Source organism: Anaerostipes caccae L1-92 (assembly GCF_014467075.1).
Classification (GTDB): domain Bacteria; phylum Bacillota; class Clostridia; order Lachnospirales; family Lachnospiraceae; genus Anaerostipes; species Anaerostipes caccae.
The window spans coordinates 2,776,156-2,797,935 of sequence record NZ_AP023027.1; the positions used below are offsets into that span (position 1 = coordinate 2,776,156).

The window sequence follows — 21,780 nt, forward strand, 5'->3', positions numbered from 1 at the left end:
CTTTCCTTTCTCTATAAAATCGGAAGTCTGTCTTTAAACTGAGCCAGGTTTTCGGAACCCAGCAGCTTCCTTACCAGACCCTCATCATCCACCAGGCGCACCGTCAAGTCAAAGAAGCTGTTTAAATACTTCATATCTTCCTTTTTCACTGCCAGCATAAAGATCAGCTGTGCCTGACCGCTGCCCCATAAAATGGGCTGATTCAGAATGCCCACGCTGATAACCGTCCTCTTTGCACATGCTTCGATCGGATGAGGCATAGCAATCTTATTTCCAAAGATTGTAGAGGCCACCTGTTCTCTCATCAGCGTCTTTTCCGCGAAATCCTCTCCTGCGAAGTCAAGCCTTATGAGATGTTCTGACATTGTCCGGATAACTTTTTCCGGCGTCTCAGCCTTTAGATTATAAAAAAACAGTTCTCTGTGAAAATAATCTTTAATGCTCCTCGGAAGCTGGTCATACATCAATTCTTTACGCATCTGCAGAAGCCATTTATTGATCTCCCTCTGATCTTTTTCGTTCAGCAGAGGCGAAATCTGTATTTTCGGTACCTGAAAGTTTTTCAGTACCTGTTTTGATTCTGTGGTAATCAGAAAAGTAGGTTTTAATTTTTCTATCTCATTGACTGCATAGATAGAGAAAGGACCTTCAATATTGCAGATGTCACCGTAAATCGCCTTCAGTCTTGTAGTCAAAAGCCTGCTTGTCCCATAATTCATTCCTGTGACGACTGCAATCGTAAAATCTTTCGGAGATTTTTTTCTCTCCATCCTCTCCACCGCACTTCCCAGATAAGTGGCCACATATCCCAGTTCATTTTCATTCAGCCTCACTCCGAACACATCGTAAAACCGTTCGTATAGAAACAGAGACATATCAAACACAAAGGGATATTCTGTCTTTAAAAGCATCAGCACCGGATTGGTGCTCTCCGGCTCCATCCTGATCCTTTTTAATGTATACCGGATGTGGGTCACAAGCCCTGCCTTCAGCTCCTGATCATCCGTAAGATCCAGATGAAATTTGTTTTTAATGTCATTTAAGAGTTCATTGACCACAAATTCATAGTGGGACTGCTCGGGTATCGGCGCCGGCCTGACCTCTGCTTCACTTCCGATCAGCCGAAACAGAGAAAGCTGAACCGCCAGATCCACCAGTTCTTCCTCATTTAATTCTGTGGAGAATTCTTCTCTGACTTTCCCTGAAATGGTCTCCGCAAGTGTCCAGTTGATATCCTCTGATGTCAGAATATCTTTTGTTTTATTCTTATATTCATACCCCATATGGACTCTTGTAAGTTTAATCGACAGATAAATAACCAAATGAAGGATATCCTCCGCTGTCATGGAAATTTCATTGTCCGCCAGTGCATTCAGCACGCAGTTCATCATTTTTTCCGGTATGTCAGCCCCAAAATAATCGTCATAATTCTCAATCATCAGATAATCCGGGTCCGTCCGGTCTACCATCAGTTCCTTCAGAAGAAATCTTCTCGTCTCTTCCTCCCCGTAAGTCCATATCTTTCTCCCGTTCCTCTTAACATACATTGGTGTCGTGCGGCTCTCCAGCATAGCTTTGATCTTAAAAATCCCGCTTTCCAGGGTCGTCCGGCTGACGAACATTTCTTCCTCCAGCTCATCCACATCCTCCGGTTTCTCTTCATCCGCCTGAAGAAGTCTGATCCCAAGGGCACGCATCCGCTCCTGCGGTGTCAAAGGCACATCCATACCATCCCACAGCAAAGATTCCAGCTCCCCCTGCCTCTCTCCCCGCAGCCGGTAGCCCTCCTGTCTGGAAGATTCTATATAACAGCCCACGGTTTTCAGCCAGACATTAATTGCTGCAATATCCGCCCGGATGGTTCTCGGAGTCACCGCCATCTCCTCAGCAAGTTCCTTCCCTTTTACCCAGCCGTCCAAAGACATTAGCTTTTTTAATATCTTCTTTTGCCTTGTCGGCAGTCCTATCATTGCTATCACCCTCTCATTACTGTTTTTTTTATCTTATCACCTCAGTTCCGCTCATCCTTCAGGTATTTTTTTCCACTCTTAATAAATTGTCTCTCTTATTCTAATCCAAGCTTCTTTACTGCCCGGTCATGCATGATCTTATAGCCCGATTCCGGTAAAGGCTTCATTTTTCCTGCCGCATAGGTGTAATATGCTATCTGTGAATTTTCCTCTACATATTCTGCAATGCTCATCGCCTGGGAGACATTTCTTCCCGCAGCGATCAGACCGTGATTTTCCAGTAAACACACTACATTGTGATCACCCATAGCCTTCACTGCCTCTTCTGCGATCTCCTGCGACCCCGGTATTTCAAACGGTGCCACTTTTACCGGAGAATACGGTGCAGAAGCAGCGGCCACCGCCGGAAGCTCTTCCACCAGAATCGACATGGCGGTGGCAAAAGGAGAATGTGTATGTACGACCGCTTCCATCTTTACTTTATTCAGAAAAATCAGGCGGTGCATCGGTGCTTCTGTGGACGGTTTGCATTTTCCCTCTGTCCATTCCCCTGTGGCAAGATCGATCACCGGCACCATATCCGGTGTGATCTCCTCATATGGTATCCCGCTGGGTGTAATCACCATGACCCCCTCTTCTCTGCAGGCGATCGAAACATTTCCCGAAGTCCCATGGATCAGCTTCTTGTCACTGCACTCGATAGCAGCTTGAATGACCTGTTCTTTGGCTCTCTCTTTTTCCATAGTTTCCTCCTTGAATTCACAATTTTTTATCTCTATAAGTCACAGCGTATTTCATTTTTGATGACTTCTCCTCCCGCATGGGAGTTCAGCGCATCCAGACACTGTTCCAGGGGATATGTATCATTTACAAAAAGATCCTCGCTAATAATCCCTCTTTCAATGAGTCTGAATGCCTGTTCCTCAAGCTTCGGTGTCGTATGGTAGACTCCCTTCACTGTCAGCTGGGAGTAATGAAGAAGTGTCGTGTCCACCGTGATCCGGCTTCCTCCCCTGCATCCTCCGAATTCAAGGACAGTCCCGGCTTTTCTGACCATGTAAAGATTTTTTTCCCAAACCTCGGGGACCCCGGTAGCATCGATCGCTATATCAACACCTCTTCCGCAAGGAGTCAGCCCTTTGACAGCCTCCACTACATCCTCTGTTTCAGAAATGTCAATAGTAACGTCAGCACCCAGTTCCCTGGCCACCCCAAGGCGTTTTGCATTTTTATCTGTGCTGATAACATAAGCACCCCGGAGTTTTGCAAGCTTTGTCATCATAAGCCCCAGAGGACCCGCCCCGTTGATCACTACAGTATCCATCAGCTGAATATCTGCATCTGTGATTCCATGGACCGCACTGCCCAGCGGTTCCAGTAGCGCAGCAGAACGGAAGGAAATATGGTCCGGAATATGAAACACATTCTCTCTCACGATGGCCGCAGGAAGAAGCCGGTACTCCGCCCAGGCACTCTTTACCATGGTCAGATCCTCACACATGCTGTGTTCCCCGATCTTACAGTAATAACATTTATTGCACGGAGCAGAATTGTGAGGTGCGATCCTGTCTCCCACTTTGAATCCGGTTACTCCCTCCCCAACTTTGGCAACAACTCCGGCACTCTCGTGTCCAAAAATCAGTTTCTGCCCTTCTTTGAATTTCGGATACCCTCTTTTGTACTGCTTCAAGTCCGTTCCGCAGGTCAGCGCCGAAATATTCTTCATCAAAATTTCCCCCGGTCCCGGCTCAGGGGTTTCCACGTCTTCCATTCTCAAATCATTTGGTGCATAATAGACAGCCGCTCTCATATGTTTCTCCTCCTTTTTTACTGTATGGTTCCTCTTATCTTGTCTCAAGAATACCATGCCCCTTTCTTTCCACTCAACCAGACTATTTCCCATCGGATAGGAAAGAGCAAAAACAAAGTCTTGCCTATGAAACAAAAGAAAAAAGCTGATCCTCCGTTTTGTCTACGGAGAATCAGCTTTTCGCTGTCTCTTTTTCTGCATATGAAATTTTCAGCCTGCGTATCATCTACAAAAGCTGCATCTTCTCAAGAAGCGCCCTGCCCACTTCTCTCTGTCCTCTTTTACAATAAAAAAGATCCCTGACTTTTTTTCTGTCTGCTTTAAAATCATCAGTTCCCGAGACGATCTGCCGCATGCCTTCCATTAATTCATCGAAGGTCCCGGCCTTGATCCCCGGTGTCACTTCATCATAAGGAAAATACATCTCCCTGTCCTTTTCAATATAGCTGTCATAATCAAAATCATAGAAAATAACCGGGCGGTCCAGCAGCAGATAGTCAATATATGTGCTGGAGTAATCGGTGATCAGTATATCCGTTTCTATCAGCAGCTCCTGAATATCCAGCGAATCCTTTGTCATATCCACAATATTGGAATAATCCGAAAGATCTGCCTCCTCATGAATATGATAAAAATGTCTGCGAATGATAAACAGGATCTGATGATCCCGGCAGAATTCATCCAGCTTTTTTAAATCAAAATGCTCCCTTAAAGGAAACGGAATCTTTCCTTCCTGCCGGTGTGTAGGCGCGTACAGAATCACGTTTTGACCTTCAAGCCGCTTCCTCAGTTTTTCATTCACCGGAAAAAGATGTTTATCGTCGTAGAAAAAATCATTCCTGGGCTGTCCATAAGTAAGGATCTGCTCCGCCGGACGGCGGAACGCACTCTTATAAATCTCGGAAAAAGTCCGGCTCGTAGCCACCACATACTCTCTTCCCAGAGGAAACTGCTGAATCTTACGCCGGATCTTCTGTCCCCTGCTGTCCCAGTCTTTTCCCTTGGTATCATCATATCCAATCTTCTTAAGCGGAACTCCATGCCAGACATTCAAAAATACGGCTCTTCCGAGAAATGCATGATTCAGATCACTGATTCCATTGCACATCACCGCATATTTCGCCCTGAGCTGACAGAGAATCCCCTTCCGTTCAGAAAACAGGTAAGCCTCATAACCTAACTCTCTCACTTCCCTGACAACACGTGGATTTTTCGTGATCCAGACCGGCCGGATTCCGTCCATCTGATTTGCCTCAATAAACAGATATTTAGGATTGTCGGCAAACTGCTGTCCGAGCCATGCGCCGAATACCCAAACCTTTCTGCTCCTGGGCCAGAGACACGACAAGTACATCACAATATATTTCAGTATAAGCTTCATACCACTTTTCATCTCACCCTAACCCCACAGCCACTGCATCAGCTTACGGATATTTCCTTCTTTCAGAACCTGATGATTCCGGTAGAAGAAAAGTCTGCGCATCTTTCCTTTATAATATAGATTTCCATAAGTCTTCAGAAGATTATATTCATCCAGGCCTTCGATCTCTTCCCCATAGGTTTCTACAAATCCCTGGATCTGCTCCATAGATTTGATCATCTGTTTCCGGTAAGACTCTTTGCCCTCTTTGAGTCTCTGCATTAAAAACACGGGATTCTTTGAATTCTTCGCTCCCACGGAATTATTTCCATGCTGCCTGTAATACATAGTCGGTTCATTGACAAAACCAATCCTTCCGAAAATCTTGGCGACAAGAGCCGCCCAGTAATCGTGCATCAGTATTTTACCCATAGGAAGCGGCTGCAGGAAATACTTCTGAAGTGCCCGGTTGATCATTGCCGTGCATCCGGTCACAGAATTCTGTACGATCAGCTGATTTAATGCAATTCTTTTGGGCAGGTTTGCATACTGGAAGAAGGATTCTGCGATCATCTCCAGATTTTCGTCCACCACTGAAAGATCCGTGTGTACGAGGATCGGTGTATCTTTCCCATACCGTTCCTCCATGGCCTCCATCTTCTTCATCGTCTCATAAATTTTATCCCGTTTCCACACATCATCCTGGTCACAGAACATAAAATACGGTCCGTGTGCATTTCTCAGAAGATTAATAAAATTGTTCCTGGCACTTCCTGTGGCAGGCTCGTTCTTTATGATTTTCACCTGGTCCGGATAGCGTGTTCTAAAATCCTCCAAGATGCCCAGAGTCCCGTCACAGGACCCGTCGTCTCCTGTGACAAGCCTCCAGTTTCCATATGTCTGGGAAGCAATGGATTCTAATTGAGCCTTCAAATAATCCTCTCCATTATATGTTGCTAACAGAATTGTAACCATAGCCCTACCCTCCTACTCCTTCAGGAAAAATAAAGAATCTTCTCTCTTATCCTTTGCAAACAGATGATAGTACTGGACCATCCAGTACTGTTTTAAATCCTCCGGCAGATCATCCAGATTGTCAATATTAAAAAGATTATACTTTTTATCCATATAAACACTTCCTGTCACGACAGGATACTTTGTGTATAAATCTTGAAGAAAACATTCATACGGAGTCATTTTGCCTCCGATTACCTTCAGTAACTTTGCCGACAAATAATTCGGGCTGATTGCTTTTATCTCTTCTTCTTTGATATCATAATTTGCCCATATAATAAAAGGCACCTGATGTTTTTTCTGTTCATTTTCAAGGGCGGAACCATTCTCTTTATCCATCACCTTATTGTAAAATTCCTGTGGCAGCTTTGGCTGATGATCACCAAACATTACAATGACGGTCGGCTCTTTCACCTTTTTAAAGTAAGAAATTAAATTCTTAAAGGCATCATCTGTTTTTTTGATCAGGCTCAAGTACCTGTTTGCCGACGGATTACTGCTTGTATCCGTAATCTTTATTTCCTGATTAAAATTTGAATAATCTTTCTCATAGCCGCCATGATTTTGAATTGTCACATTAAACATAAAAAACGGAGCGCTGCTTTTTTGCTTAGCTTTTTCATACTCGGACGTAATCTTGTTAAAGTCTTCCTGATCTGTAATAAAGCTGCGGCAGACTTCCGGATTCTGAAAATCTCCTATTGATAAGTAATCCTTGAATCCAAGAAGGGGATATACCTTTTCTCTATTATAACCATTTGACAAATAGGGATGCAAAACCATATTCCCCTGATATCCCTGCCCTTCCATCGTTGTCGCAAGACTTCCCATAGTATCTTTCACCTGATATTGATACGCAACAGATCCTCCAGGTAAAAAAGCCATGGAACTGCCTGTCAGGAATTCAAATTCGGAATTTGCCGTCTGCCCTCCATAACTGGACATATACATTGTACCTTTTACTGAATTCTCTTTTAATCCTCTGATAAACGGCATAAAATCCTTATTGGTCTTTATATCTCCCAGTACAGACAGATCTGAAAATGCTTCATTCATTATGGTGATTACATTAGGCTTTTTACCAGCTGCTTTTTGGTTATGTTTCTCTGCCTTTTCAACGTAAGGTTTCATGATCTCATCTACTTTTTCTGCAGAATAGCCTTCCGGCTTTTCGGTGATCAGAAACTTAACACTGGATGTGAATACATTCATATACCCATATTTATTACAGCTCACAGTAGGATTCCAAACCTTTATATGAATACCCAGCCTGCTTAAGCGGGCCGTACTTCCAAAAACGGAAACACATACTGCAAGGAGTACTCCAAACACCGCTGCAGGGACAAAGCGCTTCTTCCCCCGTATACCTTTCCCGCACTGCAGCCTGACTGCCAGAATCACAAAAGCAAGGATCAGTACTCCGTTCCATAACACTGCCGTGTTGACGTCATATTCATACTGGGTAGCCACATTCGCCGCCGTTCCAATCGTGGCAAAATCCACCGGCATCAAAGATGTACCTCTAAAGCTAGTAACATAATAATTTGCAATACCCAGACCCGATGTACAAAGTATCGATAATATGGAAGCCCATCGTGTGCGGTTCGTGATCAAATAGAAGAATGCCAGCACCGCAGCATAAATCAAAAGATTCAACAGCCCATATTTTATACCTATATATTTAAGAGAAACCGATGTAAATCTCTCCATCAGAACATAACAAAAAACTGGTGTTATGAGAAACATTCCCCGGCTGAGCCACAGATTCCATTTTTCATTAAGCCTGTTTGGAATAAATATCAGGATAAAGAGAGCAAGGACTGATGCCAGCAGCATAACATATTTCTTCACATTAAAGCCGTTATAGTAAATTGTTATATTTTTGCTCTTTAAGGTAATTCCCTGACTTTCACTGCCCTCCAGTACTCTCAAATGAAGTGTATAATCATTTCCCTTCTGCAGCTGTTTTTTTATTGTTATAACGGTACCACGGATTCCCTTGTGAAATTTCGCTTCTGCAAGACGGCTCATCGGCACATCTTCCTGCCACATAACCTTTTTGCCCTGATCTGTGATCCAAAAGCGCATCGTTCCCTCTGCGGCACTTCCCCTGGGATTGATGATACTCATCTCCAGACGCTGTAAATCGGCATAATCGGCCTTAAAATCTACAGACTTCTCCCATCCTTTATGAATACTTTCATTTTTCTCATGTTGAACTTTTAAGGCATTGAACATTTCTCCCTTAAAAGCATTGGACTGTGTCAATGCAAAGATAAAATAAACCGTTAACAACACAGCACACAAAACACGTCCATATTTATCCATTTGTAATTTTTTGTATTTTCTTTTCATCATAGAAGTCCTTTAATTTTTGAATACACGTTCTACGATGCGCTCTGCTGCATGTCCGTCATCGAATGAGCAAAACCTCTCATAGAACTGATCATATTTGTCTCTGTATTGTTCTTCTATCTTGTCAATGTTTTTTACTGCATCCACAATTTCTTCATTTGTAAAAAGCAGAGGCCCAGGAACATCATCTTCTATACTGATATAAAATCCGCGCAGAACATCTCTGTACTTTTCCAGATCATAAGTAAAGAATAAAATTGGCCTCCTGAGATTTGCATAATCGAAAAATACAGAAGAATAGTCTGTAATACAGATATCCGAAATCAAATACAAATCCGCAATGTCACTGTATTTGCTCACATTTACAACAAAATCCTCCATCCCTGTCACATCAATGGAATCTGCGATAAAGTAATGTGTGCGGAGCAATACCATATATTCCTGGCCAAGTTCTTCTCTCAAATACTTGAGATCTAATTTTAACTGAAACTTATATTCTCCCTGGTCATAAAATTCATCGTCTCTCCATGTGGGTGCATAGAGTATCACCTTCTTCTCCTTTGGTATGCCAAGTTTGGCTTTGACGGAAGCTGCCAACTCATCCCGGTTGGGCGCATATAAGATGTCATTTCTCGGATATCCCGTCTCCAGGATTTTATCCTTGTCATATAAAAAACAACTCTGAAAAACTTCCGTAGAAAAAGGATTATCAGAAATCAAATAATCCCAATTCCTGGACTGGGAATACACGATCATTTTATACTTTGGTGTTGCCGAAAAAACATCGTCCATATCAAAAACCAGTTTTTTCAGAGGAGTTCCATGCCAGGTTTCTAAAAAGACCTGCTCTTTTCGCTTATCAAACCACTTCGGCTGACGCATGTTATTCACCCAATATTTTGACCTCGTGATGTAATAATAGTACCTGAAACTGAAACGTTTGATTCTGACCGGATTCCCCGGAATCTCAATAGAATTATCATTTACAATCCAGATGAATTTATATTGATCTCCATAATGTTTCAGCAGGTATTCATAAATGTATTTACAGCTGTCCGAATAATTTTTTCCCAAAAAGCTTTCAAACACAATCCAGTTGTCCTTCTGTGAAAATTTTTGAAAAAACATATGGGTTATTGTCTGCATACGATAAGAACGGTCCTGGAGGACACGGATCAACTTCCGTTTTTTCCAGATCGAATGCGCCTTTCTTTTCCATTTAGAAATCTCATCCGCTTTGCCGGCTCTGGCCAGCAAGCGCCCACTTTTTGACATGCCATTTATTGTCTCTTCTGAAATAGTTTTTATATATAAATGTAAATTTAAAAAAATGCTTTTCTGCCAGGTTTCTGCCCTGTCCTGCCGGATGTTCTGAATTTTCTCAGATAAATACTCAAACAATTTTTTATCCACAGAGTCTTTCACATCTGCTGAAACATCCTCCTGCATTTTCAGCAGAGATTGTCCTAATTGTTCCCAATAATCTTTCCTGTCTCCATAAGATAATGACGGAAATTGTATTTCATCGTTGTGTCTTCTTTTTATATAGACAGCATCTTCACAGTACACAATATTCTGACTGCTGTTCACTATCCTTGATAAATACGGTACATCGCTAAAAATCTGTAGATTCTCATCGAAGAGAATGCCTTTTTTTACAAGCATATTGCAGACCGTAATCAAAGGGAATTCCGGTCTTTGTAGGATCAAGTCTTTTTTCCAGTCTCCGGTATACTCCTGAACCTCATATTCCGCTTCTTCTGTGATGAAAAAATTATGATAATTCAGCCATGTGTATTTTGTTTTTCCATATACGGCATCCGCCTTCTCATCACACATTTTTTTCATGAGCGATTCTAAAGTATCATCTTGTATATAGTCATCACTGTCCAGAAAATAAATATAATCCCCTTTTGAATTCTGGATTCCAAGATTTCTCGCCGCTGCTGCTCCCGATTTCTTTTCATTGGATACTACTTTTATCTCCATTTTATCACGGAATTTTGCAACCGTCTGGTCAATCTCTTCTTCCACACGATCTTTTACCAAAATCACTTCAAATTCTCTTATCGTCTGTTTAGACAGGCTCTCAAGACAATCTTCTAAATAATGAATTCCTTTATGAAAAGGAACAACAACGCTAACTCTCATTGTATATTCTCCTTGTTCTTTCCTTCTTTTATCCCAAAACAGCCTTTTCAAACTCTTGAAATACTTCTGAATTGTACTCATCTGCTGAGAAATTATATTCCGGAACCTTGCCTTTCATAAAAGCTTCCATTCCTTCATATATTTCATCTTCACTGTTTCCGATCAAATACTGGCCTCCCTCTGTAATACTGTCAGATACAGAGGAAAACTCAGAGATGATCAGAGGAAGTCCCAGAGCTCTCGCCTCATATAAAACTAACGGCTGTCCTTCATAAAGAGAGGGCAGGATAAAGCATTGGCACCTTTTCATATAAGAAAACGGATATTCCATCTGCCCGGTCAAAACAACCTTATCTCTTATCTGAAGTTCGTTAATTTCCTGCATCATTTCCTCTCTCAAAGGTCCGTCCCCGAGAATATGAAGCATTACATTTCCGTATTGCTCCTGCAGTCTTGCAAAACCGCGAAGCAGGTTCAATTGATTTTTTTCTGTGGACATTCTTCCCATTGTCACAAAATTTATATATTTTTCATCAGGCCATTCTCGTGTCTGCCCATAGAGGTCTGTTCCCGATATGGAATTCTGCTTTAGATCATTTTCTAAGCGGCCAATATCCAATGCATTTCTTGCATAGGTAAACTTGTGAAACGTCCCGCTAGTCGCAAAACTTTTCATATTCTGTTTCATCACATATTTCCCACAGCTTACGATCTTATCATAATACTTATATAAGTAGAATATGGTATTCAGGTTTTTTTCATGCGGCTTAACGCCATGGATTACTTTTTTTGCATCCAGCGCCAGATCATTGTGCTGCCAAATAATCTTTTTACCGTTTCCGGCCTGAAGAAGCAGATAAGAAGATACAGGAGAGTATCCTCCGAATTCCACAATTACATCAAACTGACTGCCGCCAAAAGTACGCCGAAAATCCCATTTAAAAAATTCAACAGGAACTTTCTCCCACTGTTCATCATTATATACCCCATTTTTTAATATTTTTTTCCTGGCGACCAGCTCTTTCCATGTGCCGGACGCCTCAGGGATATAGACAATACACCTGGCGTTTTTATTTAAGGAAAGCAGCTTTTCCATGTCCCCCGGTATAATCCCGGGATATTCTACGCCTATGGTAACATCATATTTATCATAGTCGATTATATTTAAAAGGCTCATAAAGGATCTGGTAATTCCATTCTCAGACAGTCCGCCCCTGTACAAAAGCAGCTTCGGTTTTTCTGTCACCCTTTGCTGACAGACAGACTGATCTTTTCCAAACCACACTGCATCAATAATTCTGTCACAAACATGCCCATCCTCATGTTCTAACACCCAGCGGACATTTTTTTCATACAACGTGCTGTATTCACACTGTACATCTTCTATATTCGTGATCCACTGAGGCACATCCTTCAAAGACTTTGAAGCAGGTCCCGGCAGTTCCTCAAGCGGCAGATAAAATCCTCTGGTATCTTCATACTCTTCTAAATCAGGAATATAAAACAAAACCGGTCTGCCTGTGGCCAGGAAATCAAAAAAAATGCTGGAGTAATCCGTAACAAGAATATCAGTTACAGACAGTAATTCGTTTGTATCGACTGAAGACGGAACAAATTTCCCTTTTATGTCCGACCGCTCCTCAATCTGATGGTAAACCTGCTGATGCGGCTTTACAAGGATCTGGTACTCATCAGAACAAAGCTTCTTCTCCATCTCCTCAATAAAGTGGAGATATTTATCAGCCTCTTTTCTTGGTTTTGAAAAATCATCTCCTCTCCATGTAGGAGCATAAAGTATGATCTTCTTTTTCCGGCTGCCAAGGAGACCCAGACTGTCTAAATGCTCATAAATACTTTCTCTATTATCACTCCAAAACACATCATTTCTGGCATGGCCGGTCTCTATCACCTTACCGTTCCAGAGTCCCTCCAGCTTATAGCTTTTCCAGTACATGTCAGACTGAAATTTATTGGCGGACAGCAAAAAATCCGCCGCGAGAAAATTCCGAATAGTATTGGCAGAGGTGAAATTACCGCCGGGCATGTCATAACCCATCTTTTTAAGTGGAATCCCATGCCATGTATTGATATATACCTGTTCTTCTCTCTTAATAAAATAACCCGGGAATGTACTGTTATTGATCAGGTATTTTGCTTCCGCTAAATATTTTAAATATTCCTTAGAGTGACGTTCTACGAATATAACAGAAGGATCATTCTTATACTTATAAATCAGGTCTTTGTGGGCTTTCATACTGTCAAGTACCCATATATGCCGATAACCTTTAAATTCAACCCTTCTTTTCAATGCATCAAAAATTGCCTTTGGACTGCACAAAATCCCTCTTCCGGCAAATGCCTCATAAAGGATCCATTGTTCCTGTACAGCATGCTCTCTGTAACATCTTGCGTAGTACGCCCGGTCATTTATTTTTTCAATTTTAGATACTGCTGGCTTTACTCTGCCTATAAATTTATTCAGCATATGCTACTCCAATCCCAAGGTTTTCAATACCTGCCTTGAAGCAGTTCCTGTCTCAAACTGGTGATATTTTTCTGCAAAAACACGGTATTTTCCCGTCCACTCTTCGGAAGAATAACCTTTGATATCCTTAATCAGCTGTTCTGTGTCCCTGGAAACGGGTCCCGGCACTTCTTCCAAAAAATCAAAATAAAAACCTCGTAAATTTTCTCTGTAATTATCAAGATCATAGGCAAAAAACAGCATTGGCCTTTTCAGCAGACTGTAATCAAACATCACCGAAGAATAATCTGTGATGAGAAGATCCGAAGCCAGATATAAAAATGCAATATCTTTCGTCTCATCAAATGTATAGACAAAATCCGAATAAGGACTCCAATCAATCTCCGCTGACACAAGATAATGATATTTTACGATCATCACATACTCGTCTTTTAAAGCCTCTCGCATACAGGCAAAGTCCATATTGGTAGCAAATACAAAATCTCCGTCTCCTCTGAACTCATTGTCCCGCCACGTAGGCGCATACAAAATAATTTTCCGGTCCAGCGGAAGCCCTAATTTTTCTTTCAGCTTTCTTGTCTTTTCTTCATTCCATTCCCTGAGCAGAATATCGTTGCGGGGATATCCGATTTCTAAAATATCTTTATTATCATAGGAAAAACAGCTGCGAAAAACATCAGAAGCAAAACGATTCTGTGAAATCAGAAAATCCCAGTCTTTCGTCGTCTTTAGAAATTGTCTGTGATAATCTTCGATATCACTGCTTCCATTGAGATCTAACTTCTCCATATCCAAAGCCAGTTTTTTAAGAGGAGTTCCATGCCATGTCTGGAGAAAGACCACATTCCTTTTTTTTATATAATAAAGAGGCTGACGACTGTCAAAAATCCAGACCCCAGCTCTCATTAAATACCAAAAGTATTTTAAATAATTATTCCGCACTTTCCTGCATTCCCCCGGAACTTCAGTGCTCACATCCAGCAGAAACCAGACACATTCATACTTCTTATCTAATCCTGACCGCACGGCTTCTTCATAGATAAAGCGTGGGTTTCCCGTATAATTTTTCCCATTGCTGGCCTGAAAAATTATGATATTTCTGGATACCGGAATGAATCTGGTCATCATCCTATACAGTTGTATCAAAATACTTTTTATAAATTCTTTCACAATTCACCTATTTCATTTTTTCTGCAATTTCTTTCAGATAGTCTGCCACCTGATCTCTCAGATCAGGACGCTCCAGTGCAAAATCAATGGTAGCCTTGATAAATCCGAATTTATCCCCTACATCATACCGGATGCCCTCAAAGTCATAGGCATAGACAGCCTGTGTATCGATCAACCGGCAGATAGCGTCTGTGAGCTGGATCTCTCCTCCTGCCCCGGCTCCCTGGCTCTCTAAAAGATCGAAGATTTCCGGAGTCAGCACATAGCGGCCCAGCACTGCCATACGGCTGGGTGCCTCTTCCTGTTTCGGTTTTTCCACCATGTTGTCCAGTTTTACAGCTCTTCCATCAGCAGGTACATTTCGGTTCGGCGCAACAATGCCATATTTGCTCACCTGGTCTTCCGCAACCGTCTGTACTCCAACGACAGAGGCGTGATGTTTGTCGTAAGCATTGATCAGCTGCTGAAGTGCAGGCTGTCCGCCTTTGTTTATCACGACATCATCTCCCAAGAGTACCGCAAAAGGCTCATTTCCGATAAAGGATTTCGCACAGAGAACCGCATGTCCCAGACCTTTAGGTTCCTTCTGGCGTACATAATAGATATTGGCAAGGTTGGCAATATCATTGATCAGCTTCACCTGAGCTGTCTTGCCTGATTCACTCAGACGGGCCTCCAGTTCATAATCTTTATCAAAATGATTTTCCATACAATGCTTGTTGGAATTGGTAATGATCAATATTTCTTCAATTCCGCTGGCAACTGCCTCTTCTATAATATACTGAACTGTGGGCACATCCACAATTGGCAGCATTTCTTTCGGAATTGCTTTTGTGGCCGGCAAAAACCTTGTACCTAAACCTGCTGCCGGGATTACGGCTTTTCTTACCTTTTGTGTACTCATAAGGACCTCCTGTATAATTTCTTATTCTCCTTTTTGTTTCCCCATCAATCCTAAATCTTGTTTTATTTTAGTGGTAGAGATGCCCTCTGTTCTAGGAAGATAAACTACGTCACAATAATCTTTTAAGAAATCAAATTTGCCTTCCCAGTCATTCCCCATGACAAAAGTATCCACATGATACTCCTGAACATCCGAAACCTTCTGTTCCCAGTTGTTTTCAGGAATTACTAAGTCGACATAGCGGATTGCTTCTAATAATTTTTTGCGTTCATCATAGCTGAAATAACATTTTTTCTGTTTTTCATCCCAGTTAAACTCATCGGTTGAGAGAACTACGATTAGATAATCTCCCAATTCCTTTGCTCTTCGTAATAAGTTAATATGTCCCGCATGCAGCAGATCATACGTCCCATAAGTGATAACTTTCTTCATGAAATTGCCTCCTAAATAATATTATCTTTCTGTAAACATTTTAACAGACGTTTTGTATTGTTTCCATCGTGAAATTCGACTATTTTCTGATAATTGCCGATATATTCATTTCGTTGCCCATTCTCAAAATTTTCGATCAACTTTTGTGACAGTTCCTTTTCATTATAGCATATATCTCCAAAAGCGTTTGATTTATTTAACATCAGTTTTGTATTTGATCCATATTCCTTCAGACATTCTTCCAGCTCTTCCCAATAGAAAATTACATTTGCCCCTCGGTAAAAAGCATCATAAGAAATAGAAGAATAATCCGTAATAAGCACTTTTGTGTTCTGTAAAATGGTATCATACTTCAAGTCAGCTTCAGGCAGATACTGACTGAATTCATTTCCATTTCCCCTAAATATCTCTGAGATGAGCGGGTGGGGGAGCAGAGTCAGCTTCTTCCGAAGACTTTCAGGAACTGCATATACCATCCTTTCCAACATTTTATAATATTTCGTCTGGTAAAGATCTTCAACTGCTTGATTATACTCCCATGGTCTCCATGTAGGCATGATAACAATCCTGTCTGCATCTTCATTCCATTTGTTTTTATCAAACTTACATAGCCCTGTCAAATATATATGCTCTGGTTTGTGCTGGCCAAAATCAAGAAAATGTTCTGCCTCCAAATCAGATGAAACTACAACTCTATACTCCTTAGCTTTTTTCGGCATCTGACTGAACATCTTTCTGGAAACAGAATCCAGCGAAATCATATACATAACACCATGCTGCAGAAATATATAGTTAAATCTTTTATTGACGATTCTTTTCCTGACAGCTTTGCTGCTGCACCTTGTTTCTAATGCATGCCCTATACTTTCTGAAGACATAAATGTCTTACATGCAAAAAACATGAAATAGTGTTTAAGAGAAAACTTTGAAATCAAATTATTTTTATATTTTTGTTTAATTTCACTCCCGTGTTTTTTGAGATACTCTTCATCCAAGACAAAAAATACATTTTTATAGTTCTGATCAATGAGTTCTTCATATAAAACAGACGCTGACTCCTCATATCTGGAACAATTTTTCTCATATAATAAAATGTAATTTTTCTTCTGAAGAGCTTTTGCTGCGAGTGATGCGGCCCATAATTTTATTCTCTGCCAATTGACATCCGTAAAATTTATTGGCCGGACAGACAATGCCAGAAATCCATTATCATTCGCCCGATAATAAATGGTCCGGTTAATATCTTTGTATCTGCTGACAGCTGAAATTTTATAACCGTTTTCTTTGCGTCCATAAATGACTTTCTTTTTAAATCCAAATCCGTCTCTGTCTTCCCAGCACCAGTGCAGCGTACTGCTGAGTTTCATTTTTTCAATCGTTGTATTATGAATTTTAAAAATACAAATATTTAGTTTGCCGTCACCAAACCAAGGAATCCCTTTTTTAAACAAAAAACAAGATTGCAGCTTTTGATCACCAGCTTCAATTTCAACTTCTCTCTGGCTGACATCAATTACGGAATAATAACGGACCAAAGATACCGCTGTATAATAAAATCGTGTCCTAAAAGTTTTTATAAATAACGCTGAATACTCTATTGTCTTATTGAAAAACTTCTTTTTTGCGTCATCGACATTTTCCTCTTTTTCTATAAGTTCCTCTTTAAAATCCTTTTTTCTCCAATCTAAAACCCGATCAAAATTTTGTAATGCAAGCTTTTTATTAAAGAGAAAAGAGGAATGTAGAACTTTACATCCTTCAACTTCATACGGAAGAAGTATGATACTTTTTTCGCATATTAAGGAAGAAAAAGTATCAATCATCTTTTCTCCGTCCACACCAAACTGAACAAACTCATCTATTTTCATCTTTCCAAAAAGACGATTTTTTTGATACTCGAAAATACTTCTGATCCTGTCTGAATAATTCGTGACTCCCAACTTCTTTCTCAGCCAAAGAAGTGTTTTTTCTTTTACCATAAAAGTATAATTATTTACCAATCCATGGACCTGAACTTCTTTCGGAAGTTCATTCTTTAAGAACTCTACTTTACGGTAAGACAGTTTTCCTTTAAAGCCCAGCATGACATTATACCCAGAATAATCCAGTGCCTTTAAATACCTGACTAATAAATATTTCTGTGAGTCATCACCCAATGTATCACCGTATACATAAAGATTCTTTTTATTATTCAATCGTGCAGCTTGTATACAAAGATTTTCTGCTTTTCCCTGGAATACTAATTCCAGTAATTTTCTGCTGGAATGCCTGTCCGCATATTTGCAAAACTTATTTATAAAATTCTTCGTATCAATTTCCCTTACATGATTTATTTCATATAAAAGTGAATCTACATTTTCTACAATTGGAAACGGCAGTTCATCTATGGAAAAATAAGTTCCTTTTTCTTGTTCATATTTCTCCTGATCATATGCATATAATACAATTGGCTTTTGTGATACTGCGAAATCAAAAATCACGCTTGAATAATCAGAAATCAACATATCACAGTTCTTTAAAAAGTCATATGTCTCCTGATCTTTTGGAAAAGATCTGATGTGCTTGTACTGTTCAAAATCCATATCATTTCCTACTAAGAAATGCAGATTAACGTATAAGATCTGCTCATCCCCCAGACCTTTATCAATTTCATTTAAAAATTCAGCGACAATTCTTTTTTGCTCTTTTACATTTGCAATGCGTCCCGACCCGCGCCATGTAGGTAAATACGCAATATTTTTTATCTTTTCTGCCGGTGCACTTCCATCATAAAAGGCATCATTTCTTGGATAATCACACATCAGGCACTTGCCAGTCATAAAATTTCTGAGATCATAATCATCTAAAAACACTTCTCTGGTATGATCATTTGGGAACAGTGCATAATCACACATTAAATAATTCTTTTGGACATTTGGCAGAGATGTGGCATTTTTCAGATCACTGATCCCTAAATATTTTATTGGAGTTCCATGCCATGTGTTCACATAGACCTGTTCTTCCCTTTTCACCATATAAGTAGGAAAGGAATTATCCGTAAACAGATATTTTGCTGTGGCGAGATATTCTGCATATTTTTTTGAATTACGAACAACAACTTGTGCCTTAAAGAACTTATAATTTTTTAAGATCTCTTTAGTCTTTTTTTCCGTATCTTTGGTAGCCACAAAAATAGGATGTTTATCCTTCCACTTTGGATTTTGTTCTATTTCCTTGAGAAGATAAAACATATTTCCATTATAGTTTTTGCCTTGAGCTCCCTCCAATAACACCAAAGAGGTATCTACGCACTTTTTGCGAGAAACCTCTCTGTAAACATCTATAACATCCTTATCGCCCTTTGTAAATCTTTTTAATTTATGCAGCATAATAGCACCTATTTAGTCTTCTCTTCATAAATTTTACTTACTTCACCAATGTCACCGCTTGCAATAATCCTGCCTTTTTCCAAAAGAATTGCTTTGTTACAGAGTCTCTGAACCTGTTCCAGAGAATGAGAGACAAACAGCACCGTAACACCTTTGTCAAACATACTCATAATTTTCGCTTCGCTTTTCCTGCGAAACTTAGCATCACCAACCGACAAAACTTCATCCAAAATCAGAATATCCGGTTCAACCAATGTGGCAACGGAAAATCCAAGCCTTGACTTCATTCCTGATGAATAGTTCTTAACAGGCACATCAATGAAATTACCAAGTTCTGAAAAGCTGATGATTTCTTCAAGCTTATCATCCAAAAACTTTTTAGAAAATCCAAGAACTGCGCCATATAAATAAATATTTTCACGACCAGTATACTGTTGGTCAAAACCTGCACCTAATTCAAGCAGCGGAGCAATCTTGCCTTTTGTGACTACCGTCCCTTCTGTTGCTTTCAGTACACCTGCAATAACTTTCAGCAATGTACTTTTACCAGCTCCGTTCAATCCTAAAATTCCAAGGCGGTCTCCTTTGTTCAGACTAAAATTTATATCTTTTAAGGCCCAAAATTCATTATATGAGATCTGCCTTTTCAGCAATTTTATAACATACTCTTTTAAGTTATCAACTTTTTCCTGACTCAGATTGAACTTCATTCCTACATGCTCAACTTTTAAAACTTCTTTATTCTTAGCCATGACACCCTCCTATATATGCAGTATGAATTCATCTTGTTTCTTGTAGAAGAAAACCAAGCCTATGACAATACTTACTGCAGCAAATGCAACAGATGCGGCTAAAAACTTCATATTCATAGGCAGACCAAAAACAGCCTGTCTGAAATTATGAATCAGCAAATACAAGGGATTGCATTTAAGAATCCAGCCAAATCCGGATTTCAGTAATTTCTCAGGATAGTAGAAAATCGCTGAGGCATACATGATGATCATCAGTCCCACGGACCACAGATATTCTAAATCCCGGAAAAAAACTGCCATAGTCGAGAGAATCATCCCCACACCAAAAGCTGTCACAAGAATCAAAAATAAAGGTATGATGGCCTGCAGCATATAAACAGAAGGATAAACTTTCAGCACAATCCCTACAACCACCAAAACTATCAGTGATATTGCAAAAATAATATAATTGAACAAAACACTGGACAATGGATAAATATACTTTGGGACATATACTTTTTTTATCATCCCCGCATTCGTTCTAATTGCTTTCATAGCACCGTTTGTCGCCGATGAAAAAAAGCTGTACATAAGGCGGCCGGTCAGAATATAGACTGGGAACTGCGGGTCTTTGTTGCCGAAAAGCGTACCGAATACAATGCTCAGAACTATCATTGTAAGCAATGGTTCTAATAAGGTCCAAAGGATTCCCAAATAAGAGCGCCGGTATTTTAATTTGACTCCTTTTTTTACAAGCTCATAGAGCAAAAATCTGTACTTTTTAAAATTTTCAATATATGTTTTCATCATTTTTCTCCATATTTATTATCACAACTAACAAATTATATCATTTTTCAGATACATAAACAACCGTACAATCTTAGTTCATTCCTAATTTTAAATAAAGGCGGCTTTTCATTTTGTTTATCACCTTGTCAAATCTTACAATTCTTTTTAATAATTCTATGAGCAATGAACTCACAAGTGAGACGGCAAGCAGAACGGCATAGTCCAGCCATGCATAATAAAATGAATAAATAAATTTCTGAAAAAACATCCCTCGGAAAAGAGTATGAATTAAAAACATATTCATGGAATGTTTCCCAAAGAATACCAAAAGTTGTTTTAAACCTTTAAAATTTACAAGAAAAAGATAACTTATCAAAATTACAAAAGCCGGAGCCAAACAATCCCAAATATTTATAAATTTTGCTCCAATAAATGGATGCTGTCTAAGTTTTATTATACCAAGCAGGCCGATTGCAGCCAAGGCAAACAGCATTAATTTTTTCCCTGATTTCTGATTATTATATCCATTTTTAATTTTAGCCAAAATATCATATTCAGCACAATACATTCCCAAAAAATAACATGGCATCCATCTAATAAAGTCTGTCATAGGCAGCTTCAATGCAAACGGAAGCAGAAATGATATAAATAGTACTAATATATCATATTCCCTTAACATTCTCACAAATATCGGAAAAACAATGATAAGTATTGTTGCTAAACTCATATACCACCATGTAGGGCAAAAAACAGGTGTTCCCAGCAGATGTGAGAGCCCTATCGCATCAATAAAAAAATAACAGACTGACAATGCACCTTTTCCGTAAATCTCCTGAAAGTAACCTGTAGGAATTGCTAACACTTGTACAGCAATAAAAATAAACACAAATCCTGACATAAGAGATGTATACCTATTAATCAAATATTTTTTCATATCCAGCTTTGTTTTAATCTTTTTCGATGCCGAAGCCATCATGCCATACCCTGTAAGGAAAACGAACATACCTACACAGATCTTAAAAAAGCCTGCTAAATAAACGACTGCTTCTTTTTCAAATGGAAAAAAGGTAATCGGCAAATTCATCCATCGGTCCGGTCCTAAGAAGCTGTGATGAAAAAACATAATCAAAATGGCCAGTCCTTTCATAAATAATGTATCCTCTTTACTAAATTTCATCGTTCTATCCTTTTCTTGTACTTATTCGTAATATTTTTTATAATTTTATCATTCTTTTTCTGTT

Annotated in this window: 15 protein-coding genes; all 15 read right to left on the reverse strand. The window is 39.7% G+C overall.

All coding sequences use genetic code 11. The features are described from left to right. Window positions 1-11: 11 nt before the first annotated feature. Window positions 12-1,970: a BglG family transcription antiterminator gene (locus tag ANCC_RS13485; protein ID WP_006565687.1), complete on the reverse strand. Its 1,959-nt coding sequence runs from the start codon at window positions 1,968-1,970 to the stop codon at window positions 12-14. Between the two features lie 95 nt (window positions 1,971-2,065). Further along, window positions 2,066-2,713: a class II aldolase/adducin family protein gene (locus tag ANCC_RS13490; protein ID WP_006565688.1), complete on the reverse strand. Its 648-nt coding sequence runs from the start codon at window positions 2,711-2,713 to the stop codon at window positions 2,066-2,068. 32 nt (window positions 2,714-2,745) lie between these two features. Beyond that, a complete protein-coding gene (locus tag ANCC_RS13495; RefSeq protein ID WP_039946142.1) occupies window positions 2,746-3,780 on the reverse strand; it encodes a zinc-binding dehydrogenase in 1,035 nt (344 codons plus the stop codon). Window positions 3,781-4,006: 226 nt separating this feature from the next. After that, on the reverse strand, window positions 4,007-5,161 hold the full coding sequence (locus ANCC_RS13500; RefSeq protein WP_247881546.1) for a CDP-glycerol glycerophosphotransferase family protein: 1,155 nt from the start codon (window positions 5,159-5,161) through the stop codon (window positions 4,007-4,009). Between the two features lie 18 nt (window positions 5,162-5,179). Further along, a complete protein-coding gene (locus tag ANCC_RS13505; RefSeq protein ID WP_006565691.1) occupies window positions 5,180-6,115 on the reverse strand; it encodes a glycosyltransferase family 2 protein in 936 nt (311 codons plus the stop codon). Window positions 6,116-6,127: 12 nt separating this feature from the next. Further along, complete coding sequence (locus ANCC_RS13510) at window positions 6,128-8,512, reverse strand: LTA synthase family protein (protein ID WP_006565692.1); 2,385 nt, start codon at window positions 8,510-8,512, stop codon at window positions 6,128-6,130. Between the two features lie 9 nt (window positions 8,513-8,521). After that, window positions 8,522-10,660, reverse strand: coding sequence for a CDP-glycerol:glycerophosphate glycerophosphotransferase (locus ANCC_RS13515; protein WP_039946145.1), 2,139 nt, complete (start codon window positions 10,658-10,660; stop codon window positions 8,522-8,524). Between the two features lie 28 nt (window positions 10,661-10,688). Further along, window positions 10,689-13,145, reverse strand: a complete 2,457-nt coding sequence (locus tag ANCC_RS13520) for a glycosyltransferase (RefSeq protein ID WP_006565694.1) — start codon at window positions 13,143-13,145, stop codon at window positions 10,689-10,691. 3 nt (window positions 13,146-13,148) lie between these two features. After that, window positions 13,149-14,315, reverse strand: coding sequence for a CDP-glycerol glycerophosphotransferase family protein (locus ANCC_RS13525; protein WP_006565695.1), 1,167 nt, complete (start codon window positions 14,313-14,315; stop codon window positions 13,149-13,151). 7 nt (window positions 14,316-14,322) lie between these two features. Next, window positions 14,323-15,219 (reverse strand): UTP--glucose-1-phosphate uridylyltransferase GalU, encoded by an 897-nt coding sequence (gene galU / locus ANCC_RS13530; RefSeq protein ID WP_006565696.1) that lies wholly within the window; start codon window positions 15,217-15,219, stop codon window positions 14,323-14,325. 21 nt (window positions 15,220-15,240) lie between these two features. Beyond that, a complete protein-coding gene (gene tagD / locus ANCC_RS13535) occupies window positions 15,241-15,651 on the reverse strand; it encodes a glycerol-3-phosphate cytidylyltransferase (RefSeq protein WP_006565697.1) in 411 nt (136 codons plus the stop codon). A gap of 11 nt (window positions 15,652-15,662) precedes the next feature. After that, window positions 15,663-19,019: a CDP-glycerol glycerophosphotransferase family protein gene (locus tag ANCC_RS13540; protein WP_006565698.1), complete on the reverse strand. Its 3,357-nt coding sequence runs from the start codon at window positions 19,017-19,019 to the stop codon at window positions 15,663-15,665. 8 nt (window positions 19,020-19,027) lie between these two features. Next, complete coding sequence (locus ANCC_RS13545) at window positions 19,028-19,771, reverse strand: ABC transporter ATP-binding protein (RefSeq protein WP_006565699.1); 744 nt, start codon at window positions 19,769-19,771, stop codon at window positions 19,028-19,030. Between the two features lie 9 nt (window positions 19,772-19,780). Next, complete coding sequence (locus ANCC_RS13550; RefSeq protein WP_039946146.1) at window positions 19,781-20,557, reverse strand: ABC transporter permease; 777 nt, start codon at window positions 20,555-20,557, stop codon at window positions 19,781-19,783. A 73-nt stretch (window positions 20,558-20,630) separates the two neighbouring features. After that, window positions 20,631-21,716 (reverse strand): acyltransferase family protein, encoded by a 1,086-nt coding sequence (locus ANCC_RS13555; RefSeq protein ID WP_006565701.1) that lies wholly within the window; start codon window positions 21,714-21,716, stop codon window positions 20,631-20,633. Between the last annotated feature and the right edge of the window lie 64 nt (window positions 21,717-21,780).